This is a genomic window from Rhizobium sp. PK7-22 (genome assembly GCF_056530405.1).
In genome coordinates this window covers 1,344,015-1,368,087 of sequence record NZ_CP096514.1, presented here as the reverse complement: position 1 = coordinate 1,368,087, position 24,073 = coordinate 1,344,015, and the positions used below count along the sequence as shown (strand labels likewise).

The following is a 24,073-nucleotide window of genomic DNA, read 5'->3' as shown; positions in this document are numbered from 1 at the left end:
TGTCTTGAAAGCGCCTGCTCGGATCCCGTATACACGAGATGGTTCCGTCTATCTTTACTCTTGACCAATCCTTATTAACATCGAGTTAAAATGGCACAGGTCGGACTAGTACGCGCCCTACCCCGCGCCGCGGCCATCCTCTAGATCCGCAGTTCGCCAAGGCCCACAAACAGGTCCAGCGCCTCGGGATTGGCGAGCGCTTCCTTGTTCTTGACCGGCCGGCCGTGCACGACATCCCGGACCGCCAGCTCAACGATCTTACCGGATTTCGTTCGCGGGATATCAGCCACCGCGATGACCTTAGCCGGAACGTGACGTGGGGTGGCTCCGGTGCGAATACGGCTCTTGATGGTCTTCACCAGGTCGTCGTCCAGAGACACACCGGGTGTCAGGCGCACGAAAAGGACGACCCGGACATCGTCCTCCCAGTCCTGGCCGATGCAGATTGCCTCGGCGACCTGCGGTAGCTGCTCGACCTGATTGTAGATCTCCGCCGTTCCGATACGCACCCCGCCCGGGTTGAGCGTTGCATCCGACCGGCCATGGATGACGATGCCGCCGTGCTTCGTCCATTCCGCAAAATCACCATGGCACCAGATGTTGTCGAAGCGTTCGAAATAAGCAGCGCGGTATTTCGTACCATCCGCATCGTTCCAGAACCCGACGGGCATGGAGGGGAACGGCCTTGTGCAGACGAGCTCGCCCTTTTCGCAGCGCACCGGCTTGCCGTCATCGTTCCAGACGTCGATCGCAAGGCCGAGGCCCGGCCCCTGGATCTCGCCGCGCCAGACCGGCTTCAGCGGGTTGCCCAGCACGAAACAGGAGACGATGTCGGTGCCGCCGGAAATCGAGGCCAGTTGCACATCGGGTTTGATCCCATCGTAGACGAAGGAGAAGCCCTCCGGCGACAAGGGCGAGCCGGTGGAGGTCATCAGCCGCAAGTGCGAAAGGTCGTGCGTCTGCCTTGGCACCAGTCCGCTCTTGCGCACAGCATCTATGTATTTGGCCGAGGTGCCAAATACGGCAAACTTCTCCTGCTCGGCATAATCGAAGAGCACCTCTCCGCTCGGCGCGAACGGCGAGCCGTCGAAGAGGCAGAGGGTGGCGCCGACCGCAAGGCCGGAGACCAGCCAGTTCCACATCATCCATCCGCAGGTGGTGAAATAGAACAGCCGTTCACCAGGGACGATGCCGCAGTGGAGGCGGTGCTCTTTCAGATGCTGGAGCAGCGTGCCGCCGGCGGAGTGAACGATGCACTTGGGGACACCGGTGGTGCCGGATGAGAACAGGATGTAGAGCGGGTGCGCAAACGGCAGCGGCTCGTATCGGACCGCCTTCGCCTCGAAAGGCGCTGTGAAGTTCTTGAGCGTCCGCCCATCCGTCAAGGACTGCTCAAGCGCCTCGGCATCGCCGGCATAGGGGACGACAAGAACCGGAACGGCCAGTTCAGCGGCTACTGCGCGCACCTTCTCCGCAACGTCCTGCAGCTTGCCGTTATACCAATAGCCGTCGCAGGCGATAAAGAGCTTCGGGCCGATCTGACCGAAACGATCGAGGACGCCCTGTTCGCCGAAATCCGGCGAGCAGGACGACCAGACGGCACCGATGGATGCAGCAGCCAGCATCAGCGCCACCGTTTCCGGCATGTTGGGCATCATCGCGGCGATGCGGTCGCCCTTCCCAATGCCAAGATCGCGAAATGCCTGCTGCAGGCGCGAGACGTCCGCTGTCAGCCGGTCCCAGGTCCAGCGATCGCTTGCCTTGTCTTCTCCGCGGAAGATGATGGCTTCGCCCTCGCCTTGCTGACGCAGCAGGTTCTCCGCGAAATTGAGCCGGGCATCGGGGAAGAAACGGGCGTCCAGCATGACGTCACCATGGATCAGCACGCGCTCGCCGGGTTCGCCCCTGACGTCACAGAAGCTCCAGACAGCCGACCAGAAGTCTTCCGGTTGCGCAATGGACCAGGCATGGAACGCATCAACGTCGTCACGCGGGCTGTTGTAGCGTTCGCCACACCAGCCCATGAACTCGTAAAGCGGCGTCTTCTGCTGTTCGGCCTTCGACAGGCTCCACAGCGGCTGTTCATTCGTCATAGGATCTCCTCCACCCATTGGCGTTTTATAGCATGCTGCAGCGCAAGATAAAGAGGCTGAGAGGCCCGCCTGTGGCGTGGATTTGCGCCGCAGGTTGATTTCCTATATCGCCAGTCCCAGGTTCACCGCGCACCGTCTATCAAGGCTGATCTTGAACTGATGAGCAAAGCCAGCAGAAGCATTCTGGAGCGCAGCGCCGGCTATCTGCCGGCAGGGAGGAAGCGTGTCCTGCGGGTGCTGCTGGCAGTTGTTGTCGTGGCCATCCTGCTCTTCGGCCTCTTCCGGGTCACGGCACCATTCCTCATCCAAGCACCCGTCATGCGCAGCGGCATCGAACGGGCGATCGCAGAGTGGACCGGCCATGACGTAACGATCGAAGGTTCGCCTTCGATCACCTTCTGGCCGCAGGCCCGCATCGAAGTCAGCCGGATCACAGTCAGCAAGGCAGGCCCCGAAGGCATACGGGTTATCTCGCGCACGGCCAGTCTGTCTGCCGCATTCAGCCTTTACCAGGCCGTCCTGGGCCGGGCGGTCTTTCGGGATTTCCAGCTGGTCGAGCCTGAGATCTTCGTTGTCCGGGATCAGGACGGCCGGCTGGACCTCACGAATGACGGGTTGCTCAGCGCCGCGACCCGAAGCATGGCCGCGTCCGGCGCCCAGGAGCCTCTCGAGCCGGCGCTCGACAGTCGCGTCGGGAACGTAACGCTCGTCAACGGACGCATCGAGATCAAGGATGCCGGCTCCGGGGACACCTTTAGGGCAGCAGCCATCAATGGCACCATCCACTGGCCCCGGCTCTCATCGGCCTTGGAAGCGCAGGTGACGGCGCAGATCAATGGTCGAATCCTGCAGTTAAGCCTGACGTCGCCGCAACCGCTTGCGCTACTTGCCGGGCGGAGTGCGCCGCTCGAAGGGAGCCTCGCCTCCGACGTGCTGTCGGGGCGCTTCGACGGCACCGCGAATATAGCCGAATACGGCTTCGTTTCCGGAGATCTCGGACTTTCCGTTCCCGACGTGGCTTTGCTGCTCGACTGGGTCGGCGCCGAGCCTGCCCCGCTTGCTCCCATCAGGCAGGTTTCGCTCAGTGCGCAAGTGCTGACCACCGGGGAAACGGTGCGGTTCGATCAGATGCAACTGTCGTTGAACGGATCGGCGGGGCGCGGTGTTGTCGATCTCCTGCTTTCCGAGGGCACGCCGCGCCTGACCGGGACGCTTGCCTTCGAGCGGCTGGACCTTGCCGGACTGCTTGGCATGGTGTCCGCAACGCCCCAGGACGGATCCGGCGCCTCTTTTCCAATGCCACTGAATCTGGATCTGCGCATCTCCGGAGAGGAAGCTGCAGCCGGACCCATGATGCTGAGCGACATGGCGATCAGCATCATGACCACGTCGACGGAGGCCCGAATCGATATCCTCGACGGCTCTTTGGGCGGCGGCCGGATCACCGGACAGTTGATCGGCGACAGCGGCAGTTTCGCATCCGGCAGCCGAGCCCGGCTCTTCATACGCAACGCCGACCTTGGTGAACTCTCCGCCCGGCTTGGCCTGGCGAGGCCCTTCCCTCTGGCCCGCGGTTCGATCGAGGCGAGCTTCTCCTCGCCTGGTCCTCTTGGTGCCATTGCCCTCGATCGTCTTGAAGGCAGCCTCAAGGTGACGACGGGACCGGGCACGCTTGCGGATGCCGACCCCACCGTGATCCTCCAGCGGGTCGGTGACCGAAGCTACTCGCCGCTGTTCAATCCAGGTGGCGAGGATTTCGGGTACGAACGCCTGGAACTCGAGGCCAGTCTCTCCGGTGGCGTGGCAGAACTGAAGCACGCTACCATCGAAAGCCCGGCGGCCCGTGTCACGATGATGGGGATCATCGACTATCGCGACGGCGGATTGGCCCTTTCCATGGGAATCGGCGCGCCTTCGGAAGGCCTGATCGCGGAAAGCCTCTTCGTTGGCGGCACATGGACCGATCCTGTGGCAGTCAAGGTCCCTCACAGCCTGGGCCAACCTGGCTAGGGCGACGGGCTTAGAACAAATCGGCCGCATCCGTCTTCAACAGCCGCCCGCGATTGAACCGAAGGCACCAGTCCCCGAAGGACCGGTGCCTTTCTCGTTTCAGCCCGAGCCGCGCAGTGCGACATGCTCATCGCGGATGCGGCGCAGTTCGGTACGCTTGGATGCGAGCGACGCGGCGACCACTCCGATCGTCACGAGCCCGATCAGGATGGTGCAGATCGCGTTGATTTCCGGCGTCACGCCGAGCCGAACCTGCGAGTAGATCTTGATCGGCAGGGTGGTGGCGCCCGGTCCGGTGGTGAAGCTCGCAATCACCAGGTCGTCGAGCGAGAGCGTGAACGCCAGCATCCAGCCGGCGACAACGGCCGGCAGGATCAGCGGCAGCGTGATCTTGAAGAAGGTTTTCACCGGCGGGCAGCCGAGATCCTGGGCTGCCTCCTCCAGGCTGCGGTCGAAGGTCAAGAGCCGCGACTGCACGACGATGGCGACATAGCACATGGTGAAGGTGGTATGGGCGATCGTCACCGTCCAGAAACCCCGATCCACGCCCACCGCCACGAACAGCAGGAGCAGCGACAGGCCGGTGATGACCTCGGGCATGACCAGCGGCGCATAGATCATGCCCGAGAAGAGGGTTTTGCCCGGAAAGCGGGCGTAGCGCACGAGCGCGAGCGCCGCCATGGTGCCGAGGATGGTGCCGATGCTGGCGCTCAGGACCGCGACCCGCGCCGTCACCCAGGCGGCATCCATCAGGCCCTGGTTCGACCACATCTCCCGATACCACTGAAGCGAGAAACCACCCCAGACGGTCACGAGCCGGGAGGCGTTGAAGGAATAGATCACCAGGATGATGATCGGGATGTAGAGAAAGGCAAACCCGAGCGTCAGGACCACCGGATCGAAGCGAGACGACCTCATGCGCTAACCCACCTTCTGCTGCTGGTTCTGGAAGATCATGATCGGCACCACGAGCACCAGGAGAAGAAGCACGGCGACTGCCGACGCAAGCGGCCAGTCGCGATTGCCGAAGAATTCCGTCCAGAGCGTCTTGCCGATCATCAGCGTCTCGGCGCCGCCGAGCAGGTCCGGGATGACGAATTCGCCGGTGATCGGGATGAAGCAGATCATCGCGCCGGCGATCACGCCCGGCATCGACAGCGGCAAGGTGATGCGCCAGAAGGCCTTCAGCGGCGGGCAGCCCAGATCGTTTGCCGCCTCCAGCAGCGTGCCGTCCATCTTCTCCAGCGCCGCATAGAGCGGCAGCACCATGAACGGCAGGTATGAATAGACGATGCCGATAAAGACGGCCGTGTCAGTCCTGTAGATCTGCACCTGCTCGTCGGCCCCCATGAGACCGATCGTCTGCAGCAGCACCGTCAGCAGTCCCTCAGGCTTGAGGATGCCGATCCAGGCATAGACGCGGATGAGAAAGGAGGTCCAGAAGGGCAGGATCACCATCATCAGCAACGTTGGCCGCCATCTTTGCGGCGCCCGAGCCATGGCGAGCGCCATCGGATAGCCGATCAGCAGCAACAGGAGCGTCGAGATGAAGGCCATCCGCAGCGACGACAGGTAGGACTGGAAGTAGAGCGGATCCTCCAGGAGAAAGGTGTAATTCTCGAAATCCAGTTGAGACAGAAAATCACCGATCGCGCCGAACCCTTCGAAAAGCGGCACATAGGGCGGCATGGCAATGGCCGTGTCGGACAGTGAAATCTTTAGAATGATCAGGAACGGCGCCACGAAGAACAGCAGCAGCCAGACGTAGGGGACGGCCACGACCAGCCAGCGGGCAGGACCTGAGTGGGGGCTGGTGGAAATCTCTGCCATCTCTGCTCTCCCCTAACTGGTCAGAACCAGCCCTGCATCTTTTGGCCAGGTCAGCCAGACCATGTCGCCGAAGGTGATCGGGCGGTCGACCAGCCGGGACACATTGGCCTGGGCTGCGCGAACGATGCGGCCATCGGCGAGGCTGACCAGGAAGACCGAGAAGTCGCCGAGATAGCCGATGTCCCAGACCTCGCCATAGGCGGCGTTGGAAGAGGTGTCCTGCGGCTGATCGATGGTGATCCGCACCTTTTCCGGCCGAATCGCGAAGGCCACCCGGTCGCCGGTGGTTGCGGCGCACTCCTGTTCCACTGTCACCGGCAGACCGTCGCAGTCGATGGTGACGAGCGGCGGATGTCCCGGCTCCGCCGATTTGGAGACAATGCCGCCTTCCATGATGTTGATGTCGCCAATGAAGTCGGCGACGTAGCGGCTGTTGGGTGCCTCGTAGATTTCAGCCGGCGTGTCGACCTGGACGATGACGCCCTTGTCCATGACCGCGATCCGGTCCGAGACGGTCATGGCCTCCTCCTGGTCGTGGGTGACGATCAGGAAGGTGAGGCCCAGCGTATGCTGGATGTCCATCAGTTCGAACTGAGTCTCTTCGCGCAGCTTGCGGTCAAGAGCACCCAGCGGCTCGTCGAGCAGCAGCACCTTGGGACGCTTGGCCAGCGAGCGGGCAAGCGCGACACGCTGGCGCTGACCGCCGGAGAGCTGCCCCGGTTTGCGCCTGGCGAAATCCTCCAGCTTGACGAGCTTCAGCATCTCCTGGACGCGCGCCTGGATATCGGCCTTGGACAGATTGTCTTGCTCCAGGCCGAACGCGATGTTCTTCTCCACGCTCATATGAGGAAAGAGTGCGTAGCTCTGGAACATCATGTTGGTCGGACGCCGGTGGGGAGGTACGCCGGAGATATCGTTCCCCTGCAGGAGAATGCGACCTTCCGTCGGCTCCTCGAAGCCTGCGAGCATGCGCATCAGTGTGGTCTTGCCGCAGCCGGAAGGGCCCAGCAGCGAGAAGAATTCCCGCTCGTAGATATCCAGGTTGAGATTGCTGACCGCGGTAAAGTCGCCGTAGCGCTTGGTGATGTTCTCGAAGCGGATGAATGGAATTGCGTTCGGATCCGTCCAGGGGGCGAATTTGCGTTTAACGGGTCCGAGAGTTTTCGCCATGCCAATCCCCAAATGAGCTGCGTTCCGTCAGCGACAAAAAAGAAGGGGCAGGTCGATGCCTGCCCCTTTGTTGTGCTCAGCGTCCGGTCTTGATCTGGGTCCAGAGCCGGTTCAATACGCGCTGTTCGCGCGGTCCGTAGGGAGAGATGGTGAAGAGCTTGGCAACCGTCTCGGCTGGCGGATAGACAGCCGGATTTTCCAGCACCTCCTTGTCGAGGAGTTCCTGGGATGCCAGGTTGCCATTGGCGTACTGGACGTAGTTCGAGGCCTTGGCGATGACATCGGGCTTCATCAGGAAGTTGATGAACTCATGCGCTTCCTCGACATTCTTGGCATCCGTCGGGATCGCCAGGTTGTCGAACCACATGTAGGTGCCTTCCTTGGGGATGACGTATGCGACGTTGACTCCATTGCCAGCCTCTTCCGCGCGCGCCTTGGCCTGCAGGATGTCACCCGACCACCCCATGGTGATGCAGGTGTCACCGTTGGCGAGCTCATCGATATAGGCCGAGGAATTGAACGTCTTCACATGCGGCCGGACGTTCATGTAGACCTCGGCGCCCGCTTCCAGATCGGCGGTTTCCTTACTGTCAGGGTCCCTGCCGATGTAGTTCATGGCGATGGCGAAGGTCTCGTCGGAGGCGTCGAGGATGTTGATGCCGCAGGAGGCGAGCTTCGCGGCATTCTCCGGCTTGAAGAGGATGTCGAAGCTGTCGACGGGCACGTCGCCGAGGGCGGCCTTCACCTTGTCGACATTGTAGCCGAGGCCGGTCGTGCCCCACATGTAATTGACGGCATACTCGTTGCCCGGATCGTATTTGCCCAGCCGTTCCGTAATTTCCGGCCACATGTTGGAGAGGTTCGGCAGCTTCGACTTGTCGAGCTTCTGGAAAACGCCGGCCTGGATCTGCCGTGCGAGGAATGGCCCGGTCGGGACGACGACGTCGTAGCCCGAACCACCGGCAAGAAGCTTGGTCTCGACGATCTCGTTGGAATCGAAGACGTCATAGACAACCTTGATGCCGGTCTCCTTCGTGAACTCCTCGAGCACGGATTCGTCGATGTAGTCGGACCAGTTATAGACGTGGACCACACGCTCCTGAGCGGTGGCGGCAGTGGCGGCCATCATGACGCCGGCGGCAAGTGCCGTAAGGTGGAGCAAATGGGTGTTCATGATCTCTCCTGTTCCAGCTTTTCATCGGCAGCCTGCGCCACCGTTGTTCCCCTGCACGGGAGACTAAAAAGGAAAGGCGGTCGCCACAAGCGGAAATGTGCAGCGCATCATCTGCTACTGAAAATCGAAGGCGCTCAATCCCGTCACCATCTCGTCGAGGCCGAGGGGGCGCGTCAGGGGAGGCTCGGCACGGGCAAGGCATCCGCGCCGCTCGCAGAGGCGACAGGCCGTCCCCCCCAGAACCTTCGATGACTGGTCGCCGGCAGCGGGAGCGTAAACCGTCTCCAGACCCTGCGGCAGCTCGCAGCCAAGCAGGATCGCAGTGCGCCTCAGCCGTTCCCCGAAAGCCGCCTGCGGCCCCTCGATAGTGCGGGAGACGGTCAGGAAGGAACTGGCGTCCAGCATTTCGATGGCCTCCGCCAGGATCTGTCCCGGCTGCGCGAATGCCGAATGGATGCCAAGCTTGGGACAAAAGCCGCCGAAAGCTGCCCTTGGGTAACCGTGAGCCCCGGCCCTGCGGATCGCGTTTCCTGCATGGTCCAGCTCCAGCAGAAACCACGGAATTCCAGCGGCGCCGGGCCGTGCAAGTGTCGTCAGCCGGTTGGCTGCCTGTTCGAACGAAACGTCGAAGCGCGACCTGAGAACATCCACATCGTAGCGCACCCGCTGCGCCGCCGCGAGGAAAGCGCCGTAGGGCATCATCAGCGCGTGGGCGGCATAGCGGGCAAGTTCGAACCGCGCGATGCGGCGTGCTTCAGGGCCCGAGAGGGAAAGGGCATCGAGCTCCGCTGCGATCTCCGGCCCCAGCGCCAGGAGGGCAACCTCCATTGCGATCTCCCGCGCCCGGTCGAAAGGCGACAACCGCTCCGACAGGAACAGCCGCATTGAATGGCGATCGTAGCGCCGGCGCAGCTTCGGCATCGCATGCACCGGCAGGGTGCGCACCGCAATTCCGTGCTGCGCCTTCAACCACGCCTTCAGCGCCCCCTGAATATCCTCGGTCCCAAGCGTGCGCTGCGCGAAATCTTCGGCTGCATCCTCTATGCGGGGAAAGAAATTAGCACGGCGCTCCAGATGCTCGCGCACCTCATCGATCGGCAGTCGGGCGCCGGCCACCGAGGTTTCATGCCCTTCCCGCGCCAGCATGTCGGCCAGATCCGTCAGGCGCGCGGTCTGCTCCCGGTAGGCGCGGTAAAGCTTCACCATGGCCATGGCGGCATTGGGAGCCGCCTCCGAGACCTCGATGATTTCCTGATCGCCGGGGATCTCTCCCGCAAGCAGGGGATCGGAGAAGACCTCCCGCAGCTGACCGGTGGTCCCGCCCCCCTCGCCCTGCAGCATGTCGAGGTCGATCTTGTAGACGGAGGCGAGCTTGAGCAGCAGCTGAACGGTCAGCGGACGCTGGTTGCGCTCGATGAGATTGAGGTAGGAGGGCGAAATGCCCAAGGCTTCCGCCATGGCGGTCTGGGTCAGGCCCATTGCCTGGCGGACGCGGCGGACACGCGGTCCTGCAAAGATCTTACGCTCGGCCATCTGTCACCATTTTTACAGCCGCTCACCGACGGTTGGGATTTACAATATTTACATCTTCACAGCCGTTGATGTCAAACCTAGAACATCATGACCCTTTTACCGCGCTTGTTTCCATATCTTTTCTGGCTGCCGCGCGTTCAGTTCTGTAAATCCAGTCACACCAGCCAGCGCATTGAAGCCGCTGACCAGGATGTCGAAGTTACCAGGGAGATACAGAGATGACCGATTTTTACAATCTTGTTCCGAATGCACCGAAGGGCCGTTATGACGGTATCGAGCGCCCCTATACGGCAGAGGATGTGAAGCGCCTGCGCGGATCGGTCGAGATCAAGTATTCTCTGGCCGAGATGGGTGCAAACCGGCTCTGGACGCTGATCGATGAGGAGCCCTTCATCAATGCGCTCGGCGCCCTCTCCGGCAACCAGGCCATGCAGATGGTCCGCGCCGGGTTGAAGGCGATCTATCTCTCCGGCTGGCAGGTTGCCGCCGACGCCAATACGGCGTCCGCCATGTATCCCGACCAGTCGCTGTATCCGGCCAATGCCGCACCGGAGCTGGCCAAGCGCATCAACAAGACGCTGCAGCGCGCCGACCAGATCGAGACTGCCGAAGGCAAGGGCCTTTCCGTCGACACCTGGTTTGCGCCGATCGTCGCCGATGCCGAGGCGGGATTTGGCGGCCCCCTGAATGCATTCGAGATCATGAAGGCCTTCATCGAGGCGGGTGCGGCCGGCGTTCACTTCGAGGACCAGCTGGCGTCGGAGAAGAAATGCGGACATCTCGGCGGCAAGGTCCTGATCCCGACGGCAGCCCATATCCGCAACCTGACGGCTGCCCGCCTCGCCGCCGACGTCATGGGCGTTCCGACACTGATCGTTGCCCGGACCGACGCGGAGGCGGCCAAACTTCTGACCTCCGACATCGACGAACGCGACCAGCCCTTCGTCGACTATGACGCCGGCCGGACGGCGGAAGGCTTCTACCAGGTCAAGAACGGTATCAAGCCCTGCATCGCGCGTGCCATCGCCTATGCTCCTTACTGCGACATGATCTGGATGGAGACCGGCAAGCCGGACCTGGATCAGGCCCGCAAGTTCGCGGAAGCCGTGCACAAGGTCCACCCGGGCAAGAAGCTCGCCTACAACTGCTCGCCGTCGTTCAACTGGAAGAAGCATCTCGACGACGCGACAATCGCCAAGTTCCAGAAGGAACTCGGTGCGATGGGCTACAGGTTCCAGTTCATCACGCTCGCCGGCTTCCACCAGCTGAACTACGGCATGTTCGAGCTCGCCCGCGGTTACAAGGACCGCCAGATGGCGGCCTATTCGGAGCTGCAGGAGGCGGAATTCGCAGCCGAGGTCAACGGCTACACCGCGACCAAGCACCAGCGCGAAGTCGGGACCGGCTATTTCGACGCGGTCTCCATGGCCATCACCGGCGGCCAGTCGTCGACGACGGCGATGAAGGAATCGACTGAAACCGAGCAGTTCCGCCCGGCGGCGGAGTAAGGAAGTCCCCTCCCCACCCCCTCCTTACAAGGGGAGGGCGGGACTTCGCGACGACCGCCCTGCCCTCACCCCACGCCGCGATGCGCAGCTTTTGAAGCGCAGGGGGCACTCAGGTTTAAGCCCTCCCCCTTGTGGGGAGGGTTTGGGAGGGGCCTTCGAACCAAACTTCAGACTTTCAACAACCCCAGACAACAAGAGGAGAAATGCCATGAATGCCCAGACCCGAGTCAAGGAACGCGCGGAAGAACAATCGTCCGCCATGTCAGCCGAACAGCAGGCTGCAATCCGCATGCTGGCCAATGACCTGCACCGTCTCAATCATGCGGTCATGAAGGCGGTTGAGGCCGGGGTGTCGGTGGAGCTGGTCCGCTCTGCCCGTCACCATGGCGGTAGCGGCAACTGGGGCGACCTGCTGATCCCGGTCGTCGTGACGCAGACACAGCAAGCATCCTGAGCGACGATTCCGGCTGGCGCGGCGCTATCCCTCTGAAACGGAGAAAGCGGCGGCGAGTGAACCCGCCGCCGCCTCTTCGATGGATGCACGTCGGTCGAGGTCTGCTCAGGCCGCCCGGGTAAAGGCCGCTCTCGACGTCTTGTCGCCTTCGATGCGGAACTGATCCACCAGTTCCATCAAGGCATGAGCTTCGATTGCGAGGCGCGTGCTGGACTCACTGGTTTCGGCAACCATTGCACCGTTCTGCTGGGTCATCTGGTCCATGCGGTTGACGGCTCCGTTGATCTCCTGAAGTGCCGCCGACTGATCCTGACTGGCGGTGGCGATCGTTTCCACATGCTGGCTGATGGCGGTGATCTGCAGGCTGATGGACGCAAGGACGCGCCCTGCCTCCTGTACCAGGCCGGAGCCGGTGCTGACCTCGTGCGTGGACTGGTGGATGAGGCTCTTGATCTGCTTGGCCGCATCGGCGGAGCGCTGCGCCAGTTCGCGCACTTCCTGAGCGACCACGGCAAACCCCTTGCCAGCATCACCCGCACGGGCGGCCTCGATGCCTGCGTTCAGCGCCAGCAGGTTGGTCTGGAAGGCGATTTCATCGATGACCTCGATGATCTGCTCGATCTTCTTCGAAGCATCCTCGATGCGCCCCATAGCGTCGACGGCATTGTTGACGACCGTGCCTGAATCGTCGGCGCTACGCTTGGTTTCGGCAACGGCCGCATTGGCCTCCTTGGCTCTTTCCGCAGAGGACTTGACCGTGGCCGTGATCTCTTCCACGGCGGCCGCGGTTTCTTCCAGGGAGGCTGCCTGGCTTTCGGTGCGCTTGGAAAGATCGGAGGACGATTCACTGAGATCCGAGCTGTTTTGCTGGATTGCCAGGGTGCTGTGGCGGATCTGCGAAAGCGTGTCGCGCAAGCGCAGGATGGAAGCGTTGAAGTCCACCCGCAGTTGCTCGAGGCGGCCGGAGAAACTGCGCTCGATCGTCACGGACAGATCACCCTGCGAAAGGCGGGCAAGGGCCGTTGCCAGCTCCGTCACCGCGTGGTCAATCTGCGCATCCGTCTGCTGCTTCTCCGCGTCGTTGCGCTGACGCTCGGCCTCGGCTGCGGCGCGCTCTTCGCTGCTGCGGCTCTCGATCGCATGCTTTTCGCGAGCGTTGTCCCGGAAACCTTCCAGTGCGCGGGCAATGTTGCCGAACTCGTTGGATGTGTTGCGATAAGGAATTTCGGCCGGATTTTCGCCGTTTGCGATTTTCTCTACAGTCCCGGTCAGCACCCGCAGCGGGCGAATTTGGGCGCGGATTGCCATGAAACCCATCACGCCGACAAGGAGCAGCGCCGCGAGTGAGCTGCCAACGATGACGTAACCCGAGGCCGCGATATGGTCAAAGTAGACTGTCATCGGGATACCGATGAAGAGAACGCCGTTGACGGCACCGCCTGCGTCCTTGGTCGGGAAGTATCCGGTCATGAAATCCTTCCCGAACAGCACAGCCGGGCCATAATAAGCCCCGCCACGTGCCAGCAGAGGCTGGGCAGGATGTTCGGGCACCAGCTTGGTGCCCGTTGCACGATCGCCGTTTTCCTTCTTCACATTGGTGGAGATGCGGACGAATTCATTTCCCTGTTTCGCAAACACGGTGGCCACGCCGCCGATGGAGGCCGCGGTTCGGTCCACCAGGGCATGATCCTGCAGATCCCCCCCGCCAGAGCGGATGCCCGTTACCACTTCGTCGACAAGCGTTACGTTGGCGCCGGGCGCGTCACGTTCGTAGAGAAGCCCCATGACCCTGAGCGCCTTCTTCGCATCGACGACAGCCGTCTCCATGACGTCATTGCGGATGTGCCTGTAGGCCAGTCCGCCGACGGCAGAGACTGCGAATAAAATCAGAAAAAGACAGAGGAGGACGATGCGACTAACCACCGACGATGGTAAGAACCTGAACATGGATCACTATCCCCCTGGGTTTATTCCAAGAGGCAAGTGTCCGTGCAGACATATAAATTTTACTAACCACTGACTCACGACTTCTTACCCGTGAATACCTAGGCCATCGGCTTCAGGTATCCGGCGTGCTCTTTCATCCGGTCGCTAGGAACGGCACTGGAAGGAGTGGAGTGACTAAACGACTTAGAAAAGAACCGGCAGCGCCAGAAGAGCAGCTGTTGCACCCACGGCGATCGCAAGGAAACGAAGGTTCATCGTCTTTTCCAGATCTCGCGTCTGGGCGATGGCAACGGCTCGGGCGCGGCGGGCTTTGTGCATGGCAGTTCCCTAACTCTCTTCGTTTCGCGTCCGGCCGATCGCGGCGGCGCCTGATTGCCAATCATCACATGATTTCGATGGCAATGAGGCAGGATTGCTCAGGCACGTTAAGAAGAGCTGAATCACCGAGTGCTAAATTGCCTCACCACAAACATGACCGGAGGCCCAGGCCCACTGGAAGTTATACCCGCCCAGCCAGCCTGTGACGTCAACGCATTCGCCGATGAAGTAGAGGCCGGGAACGTGCTTCGCTTCCATTGTCCGGGAATCCAGGTCGCGCGTATCAATCCCGCCTAGCGTCACCTCTGCCGTGCGGTATCCCTCAGAGCCGGCAGGCATGATCGGCCAAGCCTGGATTTCCTGACACAAGGCCTCCAGCGCACGATCCGGCATCTCGGCCAACGAGACTGTCGCATGCGCCCGTTCCGTCAGCAGCTGCGCCAGCCGCTTCGGCAAAACCTCGCCGAGGACCGTCTGCGGCGCCTGGCGACCGTTCTGCCGGCGCGCTGCCTTCAGCATCGCGAGAATATCCCGCTCGGGTTCTATCTTGAGGGTGATGCCCTCGCCTTCTCTCCAGTAGGAGGAGATCTGGAGGATCGCAGGACCGCTCAGGCCCCGGTGTGTGAAGAGGAGTGCTTCCCGAAAGCTCGTCTTTCCGGCCCGCACCTCGGCGTGGACGGCGATACCGGACAGGGGCGCCAGCTTCTCCAGAAGGGCCGGGTCGAGCGTCAGCGGAACAAGGCCGGGTCGAGTTTCCACAAGGCCGAGGTTGAACTGCTCGGCGATCCGGTAGGCAAGTCCGGTCGCACCCATTTTCGGAATGGATTTTCCGCCGGTGGCGATCACCAGAGCCGGCGCCTCCACCGTCTGCCCGCCGGAGAGGTTCAGCCGGTAACCCTCCGACGTCTTCTCGACCGACAGGATCTCCTGCTGCAGCTCCATCGTGACACCGGCCGCCTGCATCTCCGCAAGCAGCATCCGGATGATGTCCTTGGCGGTGTCGTTGCAGAAGAGTTGCCCCAGGGTCTTTTCGTGCCAGGTGATCCGGTGCCCCTCCACGAGGTCGAGAAAGTCGCGCGGGGTGTAGCGGGCGAGCGCCGACTTGGCGAAGTGCGGGTTGGCGGAGATATAGTTTGCCGGGGTCGTGTTAATATTGGTGAAGTTGCAGCGGCCTCCGCCGGAGATGCGGATCTTTTCGCCTGGCGCCTTCGCATGGTCGAGCAGCAGCACGCGCCGTCCACGACGTCCAGCCCGGATCGCGCACATCATGCCGGCGGCACCGGCCCCCAGGATCACCGCATCGAACTTGCGAGCCAATCGTCACTCCCTTGTCTGAAGCACTGCTCTTTTCGATCCTCCCGGCAAAGTCAATGCCGCACCCCCTCGCCAATTGCCAATGTCCGACTATGATGGTGTTCCAATCAACAGCCCAACGGTGAGTCATGCCACGTAAAGAAACCGCATCCACGCCGCCCACGGGCGGTGTTTTGAAGTCGACGGGCAACCCGGCGGCACAGCCGGCGATGACTTCTCTGCGGGGTGCAACGGACTGGCGGGAAGCGGCACTGTGGCTGCGGACCCGCGGTATCGAAGACGTGGAATGCATCACGCCCGACCTCGCCGGGGTACCGCGCGGCAAGATGATGCCATCCTCGAAGTTCACCTCAAATACGTCGCTCGCGCTTCCGTCTGCCCTTTACCGGCACACGATCTCCGGTGAGTATCCGGAAGAGACTGCAAGCTTCCGCTATGAACCGCGCGACAGCGACCTGAAACTGGTTCCCGACCTGTCGACGCTCTCGGTCGTTCCCTGGGAGACGGATCCCACCGCGCAAGTGATCTGCGATGTCGTCGGCACCAGCGGCGAGAATATCTCCTACACGCCGCGCGCCGTGCTGAAGCATGTCGTCGAGCTTTACCGGGAGCGCGGATGGAAGCCGGTGGTGGCGCCGGAGATCGAATTCTACCTCGTCGCCAAGAACGACGATCCGGATTACCCGCTGCATCCGCCAAAGGGCCGCTCGGGGCGGGCCATTCTCGGCGGCCAGGGCTATTCGATCGCCGCGATCAACGAGTTCGACGAGCTGATCGACGACATCTATCACTTCTCTGAAAAGCAGGGGCTGGAGATCGATACCCTGATCCACGAGGAGGGTCCGGCGCAGCTCGAGATCAACCTGCGCCATGGCGATCCGATCGAGCTCGCCGACCAGGTGTTCATGTTCAAGCGGACGATCCGCGAGGCGGCGATGAAGCACGGCATCTACGCCACGTTCATGGCCAAGCCGATGCAGCGTCAGGCGGGTTCGGCGATGCACATCCACCAGTCGGTGGTCGACATCGAGACGGGCCGCAACATCTTTTCCAACGAGGACGGCAGCCCGTCCAAGGAGTTCTTCCACTTCATCGGCGGCATGCAGAAGTATGTGCCGAAGGCACTGGTGATGATGGCGCCTTATGTGAATTCCTACCGTCGCCTGACGCCGGACATGGCCGCACCCGTCAACAACGCATGGGGTTACGACAATCGCACCACCGCATTTCGCGTGCCGGTTTCGGATGCCTCGGCGCGCCGCGTCGAGAACCGCTTGCCAAGCTCCGACGCCAATCCCTATCTGGCGCTGGCGGCCTCGCTCGGCTGCGGCCTGCTCGGCATCATGAAGTCCATCGAGCCGGAGCCGCCGACGGAATACACCGCCAACGAGGGCTCCATCGAACTGCCGCGTGGCCTGCTTGAGGCCGTGTCGGAGCTCGAAGCGGAGCCTGCGCTGACGGAAGTGTTCAGCCAGGAATTCATCGGGCTCTATGCCGGGGTGAAGCGGGGCGAGTTCGAGACGTTCATGCAGGTCATCAGCCCGTGGGAGCGGGAGTTCCTGCTTCTCAACGTGTGAGGATACGGGAATGACCGACTGGCAGAGCCCCATCGCACCGGGCGTTTCCTGGTATCAGTCAACCGTTGGAGAACGGCCGAGCTATCCAAGCCTGGATGGTTCGCGCTCGGTGGACGTGGCCATCGTTGGTGGCGGCTTTACCGGATTGCAGGCGGCATACACGCTTGCCAAGCGCGGCGTCTCGGTGGCCTTGCTGGAAGCCTACCGGTTGGGAGACGGTGCATCGGGGCGCAACGGCGGACAGTTTGGTACCGGGCAGCGCGCCTGGCCTGAGGAGATTGAAGCGAAGATCGGCTTCGAGCGGTCCAAGGCCCTGTTCGACATAGCCGAGGCGGCCAAGCACTATCTGCTCGACTTCGCCGCCGAGCACGGCATCGACATGGAATATATGCCGGGCCAGATGAACGTCGCGCACAAGCCGGGGCATGAGAAGGATTACCGCGCCAATGCGGAAATCGCAGCCGAGCGCTACGGCTACACGCATCTCACCTATATGGACCGGGCGGAGACGGCAGAGCGCCTCGGCTCAAGCCACTACCACTGCGGCGTCCGCGATATCGGCACCGGCCACATCCATCCGCTGAAACTTCTGATCGGCCTTGCCCGCGCCGCGCAGACCGCCGGCGCCGAACTCTACGAGATGACGAAGGTCACCGGCCTGCGCCAGGCCGGCGGCAAGACGATGCTGGAGACTGCGCGGGGCACGGTCGCCGCAGACCGCGTGCTCCTGGCCACCAATGCCCATGTCGACAAGCTCGAGCCGGTCACCGCGGCGCATGTGATGCCGATCGGCTCGTTCATCGCCGCCACCGAACCGCTGGACGACTATCCGCGCGTGCTTTCCGGCGGCGAGGCGGTGGCGGATTCCAGGTTCGTGGTGCGCTACTTCCGCAAGACGCAGGACAACCGGCTGCTGTTTGGCGGCCGCGAGGTCTATTCCTCCAAGAACCCGGAGGACACGGCAAACTTCATTCGAGAGCAGATCGTCGAGACATACCCGGAGCTGAAGGCCGTTCGCATCACCCACGCCTGGGGCGGCTATGTCGGCATCACCATGTCACGGCATCCGTTCGTGCGAGAGGTGATGCCGGGCGTGACCTCGATCGGCGGCTACTCCGGCCACGGCGTGATGCTGTCGAACTACTGCGGCAAGCTCTACGCCGATCGGGTTACGGGTACGCCTTCGGCGCTGGGCGACCTGGAAGCGCTGGACGTGCGAGGCTTTCCCGGCGGGCGCCGCTTCCGGGACCCGCTTCTGTTTCTCGCCCTCACCTGGTTTGCATTGCGCGACAGGCTTTGATGCCGCAGCAAAAGTGATGCGCCAGGGGTAGAATTTTTCAATCGATTAGATTATTGAGACCCGTACTCTCAGAAGAGGAAGAACACGTTCATGAGCAGCCAGATCATCCCGGTCGATCCCTTTGATTGCGTCGTGTTCGGTGGCTCTGGCGACCTGGCGGAGCGCAAGCTGCTTCCGGCCCTCTACCACCGGCAGATCGAGGGCCAGTTCACGGAGCCCACCCGCATCATCGGCGCTTCCCGCAGCGCGCTTTCACATGACGAGTACCGGAAATTCGCTCGAGAGGCGCTGAAGAAGCACCTGAAGCCCGGCGAATACGATGACGAACAGGTCAAGATCTTCTGCGCGCGGCTGTTCTACATCTCGATCGATGCCATGTCCGATCAGGGCTGGAGCGAGCTGAAGAAGCTGCTCGACGAGGGCAAGGACCGGGTGCGGGCATTCTACCTTGCCGTGGCACCCTCCATCTTCGGCCCGATTTCGGAGAAGATCCGCGACCACAAGCTGATCACCAAGCACACGAGGATCGTTGTCGAAAAGCCGATTGGACGCGATCTTGCTTCGGCTCTCCACCTCAACGACACGATCGGCAAGGTCTTCCCGGAAGAGCAGATCTTCCGCATCGATCACTACCTCGGCAAGGAGACCGTGCAGAACCTGATGGCGCTGCGGTTTGCCAATGCACTCTACGAGCCGCTGTGGAATGCCCAGCACATCGACCACGTGCAGATCACGGTTGCTGAATCCGTCGGCCTCGAGGGTCGGGCCGGATATTACGATACGGCGGGCGCCCTGCGCGACATGGTGCAGAACCATATCCTGCAACTGCTCTGCCTCGTTGCCATGGAAGTGCCCTCCTCGCTCAGCGCCGAAGCCGTGCGCGACGAGAAGCTCAAGGTGCTTCACGCGCTGAAGCCCATCACCGAGGCCAATGTGGAACAGGCGACGGTGCGCGGCCAGTACCGGGCCGGTGCCTCCTCGGGCGGCGCCGTCAGGGGCTATCTGGAGGAGCTGGAAGGCGGCGTCTCCAACACCGAGACCTTCGTCGCCATCAAGGCGGAGATTGGCAACTGGCGCTGGGCCGGCGTGCCCTTCTACATTCGCACCGGCAAGCGCTTGGCCACCCGCGTCTCCGAAATCGTCATCACCTTCAAGCCGATCCCGCACAACATCTTCGACAGTGCCGCTGGACGGATCACGGCAAACCAGCTGATCATCCGCCTGCAGCCGGATGAAGGCGTCAAGCAGTCGCTGATGATCAAGGACCCCGGCCCGGGCGGCATGCGCCTGCGCAGCGTTTCGCTGGACATGAGTTTCGCGGAATCCTTCTCCGTGCGTCACCCGGACGCCTACGAGCGGCTGCTGATGGACACGATCCGGTCAAACCAGACGCTGTTCATGCGCCGTGACGAAGTGGAGGCCGCCTGGCAGTGGATCGACCCGATCCTCAAGGGCTGGGAGGAAAGCAGCCAGGCCGTTCAGGGCTATACCGCAGGAACCTGGGGGCCGAGCCAGGCGATCGCGCTGATCGAACGTGACGGGCGGACATGGCATGAAGCTTGAAATCATGGAACTGTCGCTGCATGAATTCGCCGACGGCGCGACGCTCGCCGAGAAGCTGGCGGACCAGGTAGCTTACCGGCTTGCCGCCGCCATCGAAGCCAAGGGCAGCGCAAGCCTCGCCGTTTCCGGTGGCTCGACGCCGAAAAAATTCTTCCAGGCGCTTTCCGGCCGCAAGATCGACTGGCCGAAGGTTACGGTGACGCTCGTCGACGAGCGGTTCGTGCCGGCCGACAGCCCGCGGTCCAACCACCTCCTGGTGCAACAGAACCTGCTCCGCAACGAGGCTTCCGCGGCGCGGTTCATCCCGCTCTTCCACGATTGTCCGAGCGTCGACGAGGCGGCTGCGACGGCGACGCAGGAAACCGCCAGCATCGGCAATCCGTTCGACGTCGTGATCCTCGGCATGGGTGGCGATGGCCACACGGCATCGTTCTTTCCGCATGGCAACCACCTTGGCGAAGCTCTCGATGAAGCGGGCCCGCGTTGCGTGATGCCGATGGAAGCCGAAGGTGCCGACGAGCCGCGGCTGACATTCTCCTTCTCCAGCCTCACCGATGCGGGGCTGCTCGTGCTTCACATCGAAGGGGACGCGAAGAAGGACGTTCTCAAAACGGCGCAATCCGGCACGGACGAAACCGAGATGCCGATCCGCGCCGTGCTCAACCGGGCAGCGTCGCCGGTGGAGATCTACTGGGCTCCCTGAGGCCCGAGACGAAGCATTCATCCGGAGCAATCCGGGCGGCACCTGCCGCTCCCAGCCGGCTTGCTCCCGAACCGAAGGACATGGCCATGGCTGCGCACACCAGCATCGAAGCAATCACAGCCCGCATCGTCGAGCGCTCCCGGCCGCACCGCGAGGCCTATCTCGCCCGCGTTCGCGGTGCGATTTCGCGCGGACCGCACCGCTCCACGCTGTCATGCGGCAATCTCGCCCATGGCTTTGCCGTCTGTTCCCCCACAGACAAGTCGAAGCTTGCGGGCGACGTGGTCGGCAATATCGGCATCATCACCGCCTATAACGACATGCTGTCGGCCCACCAGCCGTTCGAGACATATCCGGCGCTGATCCGCCAGGCGGCGGCGGAGGCTGGCGGCGTGGCGCAGGTGGCCGGTGGCGTGCCGGCCATGTGCGACGGCGTTACCCAGGGGCAGCCGGGCATGGAGCTCTCGCTGTTTTCGCGCGACGCGATCGCCATGGCGGCCGGCATCGGCCTGTCGCACAACATGTTCGATGCCGCCGTCTACCTCGGTGTCTGCGACAAGATCGTGCCCGGCCTGATGATCGCGGCGATGACCTTCGGGCATCTGCCCGCCATCTTCATTCCGGCCGGTCCGATGACGACCGGGTTGCCCAACGACGAGAAGTCGCGCATCCGCCAGCTCTATGCGGAAGGCAAGGTCGGCAGGGACGAATTGCTGGAGGCAGAATCGAAGTCCTATCACGGGCCCGGCACCTGCACCTTCTACGGCACCGCCAATTCCAACCAGATGCTGATGGAGATCATGGGCTTCCACATGCCCGGCGCCTCCTTCATCAATCCGGGAACGCCGCTACGCGATGCGTTGACCCGGGAAGCGACCAAGCGGGCGCTGGCCATCACAGCACTCGGCAATGAATTCACACCGGCCGGCGAGATGATCGACGAGCGCTCGATCGTCAACGGCGTCGTCGGCCTGCATGCGACCGGCGGCTCCACCAACCACACGCTCCACCTCGTCGCCATGGCGCGGGCGGCCGGCATTCACCTGACCTGGCAGGACATTTCCGAGCTCTCCGACGTCGTGCCGTTACTGGCGCGCGTCTATCCGAACGGGCTGGCGGACGTGAACCACTTCCATGCCGCCGGCGGCATGGGTTTCCTGATCAAGCAGCTCCTGAAGGGCGGACTGCTGCATGACGACGTGCGCACCGTCTTCGGCCATGGGCTGGAGGCCTATACGCTCGAGGCGAAGCTTGGCGAGAATGGCACGGTGGCCCGCCAGCCGATCCCCGACGAGAGCGGCGATCCGAAGGTGCTGGCGCGGATGGAGGCTCCCTTCCAGTCGAACGGCGGCCTGAAGATGCTGACCGGCAATATCGGCAAGGCTGTCATCAAGATCTCGGCGGTGAAACCGGAACGGCACATCGTCGAGGCTCCCGCCATGGTCTTCCAGGATCAGCAGGCCCTGCAGGATGCGTTCAAGGATGGCCTGCTCAACCGCGACTTCGTGGCGGTGGTCCGCTTCCAGGGCCCCAAGGCGAACGGCATGCCGGAACTGCACCGGCTGACGCCGCCGCTCGGCGTGCTGCAGGACCGCGGCTATAAAGTTGCGCTGCTGACCGACGGACGCATGTCGGGCGCATCAGGCAAGGTGCCGGCCGCCATTCACGTGACGCCGGAAGCCTGCGACGGCGGTGGCATCGCCCGGATCAGGGACGGCGACATGATCCGCCTCGACGCCGTCAAGGGCACGATCGAAGTGCTGGTGGATGCGGTGGAATTTGCCGCTCGTCCGCTAGCCGAGGCCGATCTGGAAGCCAATGAATTCGGCATGGGACGCGAACTTTTCGCACCGTTCCGCCGGAACGCAGGACGCGCAGATCAGGGTGGGAGCGTGTTCTTCTCGTAGGTCGTCAGGCGACGACCGCCTGCGCCAAGCGGAGGCGGTCTGACATCCACTACCAGGAGCGGATGTCGAGCACGCGATCGCGGTGTGCCGGGTGCGTGCTGAACACGAAGATGCGGTCAAGCTCCTTCTGCGTCATGAGGCTCAGGAAGCGGACCTCGACGGTATTGTTGGCGTAGGTGCGCATCAGCAGGCATCCGACCTTGGAGATGCGCGCATCTGGAACATCCAGATAGAACTGCTCGGGCAGCTTGTACTGTGTCAGGAGACTGAGGACCGCGCCGCTCATGGAGATCCGCACGAGATCGCAGCGGCGGGCGGCCATGTTGAGCACGCCCTTCTCGGTGTATTCGATGCGCGCCGCATTCATCGTGTCTTCCATGCGGTACCGCGTCTCGCGGTCGTACATGAAGGACTCTTCCTTGTTCAGAAAATGATTTTTGTCGCGACCCTGGACACTCACGCCCTGTCCCCCTTTGAAAGTGTAGAAAGGGTACAGACCGAAGTTTAACAGAGGGTGATGCGTTCCCATTCCGGCACAAATCCGTCAATCTCTCAGATTTTATGCCTAATCATTCCTGAACGCTCAATTTCGGTAGGTATTCCCTTTCAAATCAAACAGATGGAGTTTCTCCAGAGGCGCCGACAGGCGTACGACATCGCCCTTTCTGGCCTTGAAAATGCCCGGCATCTTGGCGATGACCGGCTCCTGATCGCCGATCCCCTCCAGGTGGAGAAGCGTGACCTCCCCCAAGGCTTCGGCGATCGCAATCTTGCCTTCGAACAGGAAATCCTCTTGGGTCGAGACGGTCAGATCCTCGGGTCTCACGCCGAAACTTGCCTGCTTGCCGGCCTCCGAAGCCGCGGTGCGGATCGGGACCCGTACGGACTTGCCATCCGCCAGAGAGACCGTCGTCGTCTCGCCCGTCTCGGTGATCTTGACGGGGATGATGTTCATCGCCGGCGAGCCGATGAAGCGGGCAACGAAGAGGTTCTGCGGCCGCTCGTAGAGCTCCAGCGGTGGTCCCACCTGTTCGATCCTGCCGGCAGACAGAACGACGATGCGGTCGGCGAGCGTCATCGCCTCCACCTGGTCGTGGGTGACGTAGATCATCGTGGTGTCCGGCATCGACTCGCTGAGCTTGGCGATCTCGATGCGGGTGGCGACGCGGAGCGCGGCGTCGAGATTGGAAAGCGGCTCGTCGAAGAGAAAGACCTTCGGATCCCGGCAGATCGCCCGTCCGATCGCGACGCGCTGGCGCTGTCCGCCGGAGAGAGCTTTCGGCAGGCGGTCGAGATAAGGTGTGAGCTGCAGGATCTCGGCCGCCGCCCGCACGCGCCGGTCGATCTCCGTCTTGTTTTCCTTGGCGATCCGCATGCCGAAGGCCATGTTGTCGTAGACGGTCATATGCGGGTAGAGCGCATAGGACTGGAAGACCATGGCGATGCCACGCTTGGAGGGCGGCACCTCGTTGACGACCTGGCCGTCGATCGACATCTCGCCGCCGGTGATCGTCTCCAGGCCCGCAATCATGCGTAGAAGCGTCGACTTTCCGCAGCCGGACGGTCCGACGAAGACGACAAATTCGCCCTGTCTTATCTCCAGGTCGACCCCATGGATCACCTTCACCTGGCCATAGGCCTTGCGGATGTCCTTCAGTACGACGCTTGCCAT

General features: G+C 62.5%; 19 protein-coding genes. 8 read left to right on the top strand and 11 right to left on the bottom strand.

Going from position 1 to position 24,073, the window contains the following annotated elements; all coding sequences use genetic code 11:
* Nucleotides 1-140: 140 nt before the first annotated feature.
* Nucleotides 141-2,093, bottom strand: coding sequence for an acetoacetate--CoA ligase (locus tag M1E10_RS11335; RefSeq protein WP_499176449.1), 1,953 nt, complete (start codon nt 2,091-2,093; stop codon nt 141-143).
* A gap of 159 nt (nt 2,094-2,252) precedes the next feature.
* Between M1E10_RS11335 and M1E10_RS11330 the strand changes: the two genes are divergently transcribed.
* Nucleotides 2,253-4,103 (top strand): AsmA family protein, encoded by a 1,851-nt coding sequence (locus M1E10_RS11330; protein WP_499176448.1) that lies wholly within the window; start codon nt 2,253-2,255, stop codon nt 4,101-4,103.
* A gap of 99 nt (nt 4,104-4,202) precedes the next feature.
* Here M1E10_RS11330 and M1E10_RS11325 read toward each other — a convergent pair whose 3' ends face one another.
* The 5 genes from M1E10_RS11325 to M1E10_RS11305 all read right to left on the bottom strand — a co-directional run bounded on the left by M1E10_RS11325 (nt 4,203) and on the right by M1E10_RS11305 (nt 9,810).
* Nucleotides 4,203-5,021, bottom strand: a complete 819-nt coding sequence (locus M1E10_RS11325; protein ID WP_499176447.1) for an ABC transporter permease — start codon at nt 5,019-5,021, stop codon at nt 4,203-4,205.
* A gap of 3 nt (nt 5,022-5,024) precedes the next feature.
* A complete protein-coding gene (locus tag M1E10_RS11320; RefSeq protein ID WP_499176446.1) occupies nt 5,025-5,933 on the bottom strand; it encodes an ABC transporter permease in 909 nt (302 codons plus the stop codon).
* 12 nt (nt 5,934-5,945) lie between these two features.
* A complete protein-coding gene (locus M1E10_RS11315) occupies nt 5,946-7,103 on the bottom strand; it encodes an ABC transporter ATP-binding protein (RefSeq protein WP_499176445.1) in 1,158 nt (385 codons plus the stop codon).
* Nucleotides 7,104-7,179: 76 nt separating this feature from the next.
* Nucleotides 7,180-8,277 (bottom strand): polyamine ABC transporter substrate-binding protein, encoded by a 1,098-nt coding sequence (locus M1E10_RS11310; RefSeq protein WP_499176444.1) that lies wholly within the window; start codon nt 8,275-8,277, stop codon nt 7,180-7,182.
* A 114-nt stretch (nt 8,278-8,391) separates the two neighbouring features.
* Nucleotides 8,392-9,810, bottom strand: a complete 1,419-nt coding sequence (locus tag M1E10_RS11305; RefSeq protein WP_499176443.1) for a helix-turn-helix domain-containing protein — start codon at nt 9,808-9,810, stop codon at nt 8,392-8,394.
* A gap of 218 nt (nt 9,811-10,028) precedes the next feature.
* Between M1E10_RS11305 and aceA the strand changes: the two genes are divergently transcribed.
* Nucleotides 10,029-11,318, top strand: coding sequence for an isocitrate lyase (gene aceA / locus M1E10_RS11300; protein ID WP_499176442.1), 1,290 nt, complete (start codon nt 10,029-10,031; stop codon nt 11,316-11,318).
* Between the two features lie 208 nt (nt 11,319-11,526).
* Nucleotides 11,527-11,772, top strand: coding sequence for an SMc00767 family acetate metabolism repressor (locus M1E10_RS11295; RefSeq protein WP_499176441.1), 246 nt, complete (start codon nt 11,527-11,529; stop codon nt 11,770-11,772).
* A 105-nt stretch (nt 11,773-11,877) separates the two neighbouring features.
* Here the strand turns inward: M1E10_RS11295 and M1E10_RS11290 are convergent, their stop codons facing one another.
* The 3 genes from M1E10_RS11290 to M1E10_RS11280 form a co-directional block, all read right to left on the bottom strand.
* On the bottom strand, nt 11,878-13,719 hold the full coding sequence (locus M1E10_RS11290) for a methyl-accepting chemotaxis protein (protein ID WP_499176440.1): 1,842 nt from the start codon (nt 13,717-13,719) through the stop codon (nt 11,878-11,880).
* A gap of 183 nt (nt 13,720-13,902) precedes the next feature.
* Nucleotides 13,903-14,037, bottom strand: coding sequence for a hypothetical protein (locus M1E10_RS11285; RefSeq protein ID WP_499176439.1), 135 nt, complete (start codon nt 14,035-14,037; stop codon nt 13,903-13,905).
* A gap of 132 nt (nt 14,038-14,169) precedes the next feature.
* Entirely contained in the window at nt 14,170-15,354 is a 1,185-nt protein-coding gene (locus M1E10_RS11280) for a BaiN/RdsA family NAD(P)/FAD-dependent oxidoreductase (protein ID WP_499176438.1), read from the bottom strand.
* Nucleotides 15,355-15,479: 125 nt separating this feature from the next.
* Between M1E10_RS11280 and M1E10_RS11275 the strand changes: the two genes are divergently transcribed.
* The 5 genes from M1E10_RS11275 to edd all read left to right on the top strand — a co-directional run bounded on the left by M1E10_RS11275 (nt 15,480) and on the right by edd (nt 22,401).
* Nucleotides 15,480-16,928 (top strand): glutamine synthetase family protein, encoded by a 1,449-nt coding sequence (locus M1E10_RS11275; protein WP_499176437.1) that lies wholly within the window; start codon nt 15,480-15,482, stop codon nt 16,926-16,928.
* A 10-nt stretch (nt 16,929-16,938) separates the two neighbouring features.
* Complete coding sequence (locus M1E10_RS11270; protein WP_499176436.1) at nt 16,939-18,228, top strand: NAD(P)/FAD-dependent oxidoreductase; 1,290 nt, start codon at nt 16,939-16,941, stop codon at nt 18,226-18,228.
* 90 nt (nt 18,229-18,318) lie between these two features.
* The gene (zwf, locus tag M1E10_RS11265; RefSeq protein ID WP_499176435.1) at nt 18,319-19,791 is read left to right on the top strand and encodes a glucose-6-phosphate dehydrogenase; all 1,473 of its coding nucleotides are present in this window, start codon (nt 18,319-18,321) and stop codon (nt 19,789-19,791) included.
* Between the two features lie 4 nt (nt 19,792-19,795).
* Nucleotides 19,796-20,494 carry a 6-phosphogluconolactonase gene (gene pgl / locus M1E10_RS11260; protein ID WP_499177154.1) on the top strand — a complete coding sequence of 233 codons (699 nt, stop codon included), beginning with the start codon at nt 19,796-19,798 and terminating at the stop codon, nt 20,492-20,494.
* Between the two features lie 86 nt (nt 20,495-20,580).
* The gene (gene edd, locus M1E10_RS11255) at nt 20,581-22,401 is read left to right on the top strand and encodes an IlvD/Edd family dehydratase (RefSeq protein ID WP_499176434.1); all 1,821 of its coding nucleotides are present in this window, start codon (nt 20,581-20,583) and stop codon (nt 22,399-22,401) included.
* Between the two features lie 49 nt (nt 22,402-22,450).
* Here edd and M1E10_RS11250 read toward each other — a convergent pair whose 3' ends face one another.
* Nucleotides 22,451-22,807, bottom strand: coding sequence for a hypothetical protein (locus M1E10_RS11250; RefSeq protein ID WP_499177153.1), 357 nt, complete (start codon nt 22,805-22,807; stop codon nt 22,451-22,453).
* 177 nt (nt 22,808-22,984) lie between these two features.
* Nucleotides 22,985-24,073 (bottom strand): ABC transporter ATP-binding protein, encoded by a 1,089-nt coding sequence (locus M1E10_RS11245; RefSeq protein ID WP_499176433.1) that lies wholly within the window; start codon nt 24,071-24,073, stop codon nt 22,985-22,987.